The organism is Bacillus sp. PPSBB_11 (assembly GCF_038023285.1).
GTDB lineage: Bacteria > Bacillota > Bacilli > Bacillales > Bacillaceae > Bacillus > Bacillus altitudinis.
The window spans coordinates 815,073-821,120 of sequence record NZ_CP150633.1 but is presented as its reverse complement, the minus strand read 5'-3'; the positions used below and the strand labels follow the sequence as shown (position 1 = coordinate 821,120).

The 6,048-nt window shown below is 47.9% G+C and carries 6 protein-coding genes and 1 pseudogene; all 7 read left to right on the top strand.

The window, feature by feature from the left end; all coding sequences use genetic code 11:
• Nucleotides 1-250: pseudogene (locus V7L95_RS04170) on the top strand (hypothetical protein); the annotation flags it as partial.
• Between the two features lie 13 nt (nucleotides 251-263).
• Nucleotides 264-518 (top strand): hypothetical protein, encoded by a 255-nt coding sequence (locus V7L95_RS04165; protein ID WP_340968175.1) that lies wholly within the window; start codon nucleotides 264-266, stop codon nucleotides 516-518.
• On the top strand, nucleotides 518-952 hold the full coding sequence (locus V7L95_RS04160) for a group I intron-associated PD-(D/E)XK endonuclease (protein WP_340968173.1): 435 nt from the start codon (nucleotides 518-520) through the stop codon (nucleotides 950-952). Before V7L95_RS04165 ends, V7L95_RS04160 begins: the two co-directional genes overlap by 1 nt.
• Before the next feature lie 40 nt (nucleotides 953-992).
• Complete coding sequence (locus V7L95_RS04155; RefSeq protein WP_340968171.1) at nucleotides 993-1,658, top strand: hypothetical protein; 666 nt, start codon at nucleotides 993-995, stop codon at nucleotides 1,656-1,658.
• A 175-nt stretch (nucleotides 1,659-1,833) separates the two neighbouring features.
• Nucleotides 1,834-1,995, top strand: coding sequence for a hypothetical protein (locus V7L95_RS04150; RefSeq protein ID WP_340968170.1), 162 nt, complete (start codon nucleotides 1,834-1,836; stop codon nucleotides 1,993-1,995).
• Nucleotides 1,996-2,034: 39 nt separating this feature from the next.
• Complete coding sequence (locus V7L95_RS04145) at nucleotides 2,035-4,851, top strand: DNA polymerase (protein WP_340968167.1); 2,817 nt, start codon at nucleotides 2,035-2,037, stop codon at nucleotides 4,849-4,851.
• Entirely contained in the window at nucleotides 4,848-5,897 is a 1,050-nt protein-coding gene (locus tag V7L95_RS04140; RefSeq protein WP_340968166.1) for a hypothetical protein, read from the top strand. The genes V7L95_RS04145 and V7L95_RS04140 overlap by 4 nt, the downstream gene beginning before the upstream one ends.
• The last annotated feature ends 151 nt before the right edge of the window (nucleotides 5,898-6,048 follow it).

Sequence of the window (6,048 nt, the reverse complement as noted above, 5' to 3'; positions counted from 1 at the left end):
AGTCGTTTCATTAACGCCCCTTATCGATATGGAAGAAGACCTGACGGAAGCGGAACGTAAGCATTTTGCGGACCAAGACGGTAAAGAATTCGATATGACTTTATTTGACGGCTTAATTTACGAAGCTGATGAAAAGGAAATGCTCGAAAACCTTGTCGCGGCCGGATTTAATTTGGCGCTGATCGGAGAATCGATTGACGGCGGCGCAGTAGACGAAGAACTACCAACCGAAGAAAACTTCGAATTTTAAGGAGGGCACATAGATGCGAGAAATTAAAACGGAAGCGCAGACGTTAGATTTATCGAAAAAAGTCACCGTAGAAGTTTCGCTGGCGGAGTTGATCGTATTAGCGGCCTCGGCTTATGAAGTGCCTCCGTTGGAAATAAATTCCGGCTTAGCGAGACGGTGGGGAGAAGATTTTACTTATTTACGGGATGAGTCGAATTTACATGAGGTTGATATCGCGTCAGAAATTAACGAAATCCTCGCCTCTCATGGCGTAGAGGAGGCCGAATAATGGCGCACAAAGAAGAAACGATTGGCAAATTCGCCGAACTGATCGCTCGCGCTGCCTTAATGGCGGCCGGCTGGTCAGGCGTTAGTAAGCCAGAAACCGAAGAGCCGTATGATATTCTCGCGGCCGAGCCGATCACGGGCGCAATCAAACGTATTCAGGTTAAGACGATTCGCGACCGTCGGGACAGCCGCGGTTGCTTAACGGTTAGTGGACGCAAGAACACCGGTCAGGCTTATACGAAATCTGATACGGATTATTTTATCGGCGTGCTGATCGAAGACAACGAGACCAAAGCGTATATGTTCGAATGTCGCAATATAACCGATTATTGGATGCCGCGTAAGAACGAAGGCGCCCGAGCATGGCACGAACTTAAACTGAACCTAGACCGCGGATTCTTGGCGGCGTTAGAAAACGAAGCGGAGGCGGTTTGACCTTACCGGGTCGGACGGCCAATCAAAGGAGGACGAAACGATGGCGGCATTAAAAGGCGTAAAGACGCTCGATATGGTGGGTGGCGAAATTACGAAAGTTGCGTATGAAGGTGCGGAGTATGAACGCGTTGAGGGAGACGCAAAGGTTGGCGATATTATTCGTCTAACAAAGGAAGCTCGTTACGACGTAACCCCTGGCGGATTTTATACTGTAAGAGGAGTTAGAGGCGCAATAGTTCGGATAACAGACGACGTTAATGAGCCGCATCAATGGCCCGAGGAATATTATGATTTATTCCGCAAGAAGCACGTACGCCTAAAAGTCGGCGATTATGCGAAGGTGGTCGGCGATACTTTCCATAGCGACATTGTCGGAGGGGCGATCGTTAAAATTACGGACTTATCAGGTGAAGACGGATACCTACGTTTCGAACATAGTGGTGACGACGACTACGACTACGCAAAACCGTCCTCACTCGAAAAGGTTAGCGCAGAAGAAGCGAAATGGGCGAAGATCGGACGCAAAGTTGACGAGTATAAAGTCGGCGATTTAGTGAAGTATCTTAGCGATGGTGAGATTTGCGAAGTAGGAAAAATCACCGATAGAAAAGTCATGTGTTCAACGGAAGAGTACGGACTATGCGGCGAATTACCAAAGGATATTACACTAATCACACCGGTCGAGGCACGTTTTGATCGCAGCTAAATGCGCTGCCTGTCAAGCGCCTATTCACGAAGGCCAGTCCGCCGTTTACGACTCACTTAACGATGTGTATTGTTGCGACGGTGGCTGCTGGTCGGAGTTTTATGCGGAAAATGAGACGGCTCATAGACGGAAGTGGACGGAAACCATCGACTTTTAAGCGGGAGGAGATCGAAATATGGATAACGCAGTATTTGGAACGTTAATGTACGGATTATTGAAGGAAGCATCAAAGCGCAGTTTCTCCGAATTCCTTGAAACGTGGGAGATTTCCGATGAAGAATACGCCGAAATTAAGAAACACCTACAGGAAACCTACGGAATCAAATTATACCTTTAGCGCTGATGTCGACTTTTAACGAAGAAAGGAGGACGCGACGTGGAAATCAAGCCGTTAAAACTAAACGTAAATGCGGGTAAGGCGGCGCCGGCGACCGAAGTTGCTAAACGTAAGCAAGCGGCCAAGTCAGAGGAAACATTAGACGAAGCATTCGATCGCTTGAAGAGAACGTGTAAGTTCTCCGATAAAGAACGTCGCGAATTTGAAGCGGCCTGGCGAGCGCAGAAAGTCGGCGAGCTAGTACGTACTAAAAATACGAAGCTGACTAAAACTGAAGCATGCGCAATCGGACGCCGTCATCTTGAAAAAGAAAACGAATCTTTGCGACACGAACGTATGCAGGAGACGCTAAGAACGAAGCCCGATAACTACTACGTTATTACAAAAGATGCCGACCTGGCGCCTATGATTGAACGATTACGAGCCGAAGTTCAGGCGCAGCAACTAGACCCGTGGTTCCGAAAAGTATTCGATCTATTCAACAATACGCATATTCGCGGCAAGTTATCTGAGCGCGGCATCGAAGTTCCTTTGGTCGTTTCATTTACGGAATGGGATACGGAGACATCCGGTACAGATACGTTTATGGATATGTCGGGCGGCTATTCGTTTTGGCTCCCGTGTTTAAATGAAGGCTACTACGTCGCGTACGGCCATTTAACCGAAGATGAACAATGTACACGGTCAGCCGCACTCGATATTTGTCGAGTATTTATCGAAGACGCGCGACACATAAAATCGTTCCACAATACGCCCTTTGACTATGCAATGTTCTTGAATGACGGGCTGAAACCAAAAGGATTCCGATACGATTCGCTAGATGCTGCTCGATTAATGAACGAGCATGAGCCGTCGTTTGGCCTTAAGGAATTAGACACGAAATACAAAGAGCATACAGGAACGACGCACCTGGACGGATATACTTTCGAGGACCTATTCGGAAAAGGTTCCCCGATGATTTATTCGCCTGAAATCGTTGGCATATACGCGATAAAAGACGTTGAAAAAGGCTGGTATCTAACTCGTTGGCAGATCGATATGATGTTGAAAATCGACGACTTATACTATCCGTACTTTGAGATCCGTCAATATCTATACGAGGTTAACACGACAATCGAGCGAACTGGCTTCGTAATCGATGATACTGAATTGTTGCGCCTTAAATCGGAGTATGAACCGCAGTTACAGAAAGCGATAGATGATATTAACGAAGCATACGGAATCGATGCCGAGTTCTTACGTTCAATGTCGATGCACATAAAAGGAGATAAAATCCGAGCATGGCAAGAAAACCGCGAAAAGCAAATTGCGAAACAGAAAGATATGCTTGCGAAATGTGAGGCGGAACTACAGAAAGCGAACCCGGCAACTAAGAAATATACGCAGCTTAAGGAACGTATCCGGAAGTATAAGACGGAGCCATTTGCGTCCGCCATTCCGGAGAATGCGCCCGATTTCATACACGAATTTAACTTAGATTCCGACCAACACCTACAATATTTAATCTACGATGTTCTCGGAATTGAAGATAAGACGAAGATTATCGACAAGAAGAAGACGCGCGCCGTAAGTAAGGACGTTCTCGCGCTTTATTTTAAAGAAGACGAGCGACTAAAGCCACTGGCGACATTCTCGGAATTATCTACGTTATTAGGAACGTTCATCAATCGAATTCCTAACGTTAAGGACGTAGATGGGCGTCTTCATACGCAATTACAAACTGTATCAACGGGGCGCTACAGTTCGAAAAAATACACTGGAAAAGATAACGAGATTTACAGAAACGATATCAACGATAAGAATTTTCTCGAATACATGCGTCTATTAGTAGATGCGCCGAAGAAGACGGAAAAGGGGCGTAACATTCAAAACATTCCGTCGCGAACTGAAAAAGGTCAGCGCGTACGAATGGCGTTTAAACCACCGGGGGGCCATACGTTCATTGGCTCGGATTTATCGTCAATTGAACCGAGAATACAAGCGCATAGAATGGCGACAGAATTTAACGATGAGATATTTGCGGATATGTACCGACGTGGGTTAGACCCTTACGTTGAGTTCGCTTCTATCTTATTCGATGTCCCGCGTGAAATCTGTACGGAGGATTATTATAAATCCGTAAAAGGTACCAACGATTCCGTGCCGGCCTATCGTAAAGCTATGAAGCAAATGTTTCTCGCGATAGGATACGGTCAAGCATTCGATATGTTCTACAAGGGTGTCATTCCGTTCGGGATCGGCAAGGATCAGGCGTTAGTCGCTTACGAGAAGTTTGACGAGATTCTTCCGGGATTCAAGGGGATGGTTGAGTCTACATTCGAACACCTACGTAAGCACGGATGGACGGCGACAATCTTTAAGCAGAAGCGGCGCTTTCCGGGCTATGTCGAAAAGTACAAACGACTTTGCCAACTGATGCGCAAATGCGGAATTACGGACAAAAACGATCCGGACCTCGGTAAGAAAACGAATAAGTTGCGTTGGGAAGATCGATCGGAGTTTTGGGACTTAATGCGATTTACTGGCGGCTGCGAACGCGCTGCATTTAACCATACGATTCAGGGATCGGGCGCAAATATCTTACAGATGTGTATGATACGCGTTTATTACGAGTGTGTATTAGAGCGCGGCTGGGAGTTCCCGCTGACGCTTCACGATGAATTGAAGACGGCTACTCCAAACGAGCAACTAACGGAAGAAGCGGTCGAGCTATTTGACGACATTATGACGAACACATTTACGCTCGTACTTCCGTTAGGTTGTGACACGGTAATTGAGCCGTGTTGGATGGACGAATACAGTCCGGATGATTGGGACTTCGAGAATTGTAAACCTAAAAAGGACGTGATTAATTGACGGCAGACAAACGAAAATTAGCGGCTCAATTACTTAGTAACGACGGTTCTTCCGAGCCATCATTTGCGCAATCAATCGCGGATGAACTTGTATCGTATCTTAACGAATGGCACTCGCTGCCCGAGACGTGGGATAACCAGTTAGACGCAGATATCCACCGATGGTATGCGAACGCGCCAAACGTATTTCCGAAGCGCCCGTACTTCTCACCGTCGGCATCAAACGCATGTCCGCGCGAACTATATCACAAGGCGCTGAACGCGAAAAAGGACGTCGAGGCCAAGCCGCCATACCAAGGACGATGGACGCGTCTAGGAACGGCGATCGGCGATATGATACAGCGCGATATTTTGTTCATGGCGAAGCACTTCGGTAAAAAGACAGGCCGCGTGTGTCCGTTTGACTTCGAACGCAACGAAGACGGAACGCCTGTATTCGAGGACTTCGCCAAACGCAATCACAAGATCGAGCGCGGCGGGCAGACGTTCTACTTATACGGGACCTGCGACGGTATTCTGCGGTACGTGACGGCAGACGGCGAAATCTTACGGGTTGGCCTCGAAATCAAGTCGAAGCAAACGACCGCCGCCAAGACATCGCTACATTCGATGCGTGAACCGGAAGCAAAACACGTAGCACAATGCGTGACTTACGGGCCGATGTATGGCGTCGATTATTACGTTATTCTCTACGTCAATGCGTCCAAGAAATCGTGGGTCTATCCGGAGGGCGAGTTCGAGAAGTCGCCGGACATCCGAGCGTTCGGCATCGAAATTAAGCCGCATGACATTGACGCGATTCTTGATAGATTCGTAGAAATCCGAAATGCGGTCGATGCAGGTACACCACCGGCGCTTGATCTCGGAGCATGGACGTTCAACAACTATAAAACTACGATTGCTAAGTCGCTGACGGACGAGGAACTACAAACCATTCGCGAGAAAGTAGCGCAGGTTCGCAGATCGGGAATGTACGCAAGTACGAAGCAGCAGTACGCAGAGGCGCTCTCATTTATCGAGAGAGTACGAGAAGGAGAATCCGCATGACCGCCGCCAAGCCTATTCGCATCCTTGCGTTCGACACGTCGATGACCTGTCCGGGCGTCGCGATTATAGAAGTACGCAAAGGCAAGCCGACCATTAAGGCGTTAAGCCACGTTAAGCCGAATACGAGCCGGTCACATGCGCACAGGGCCGA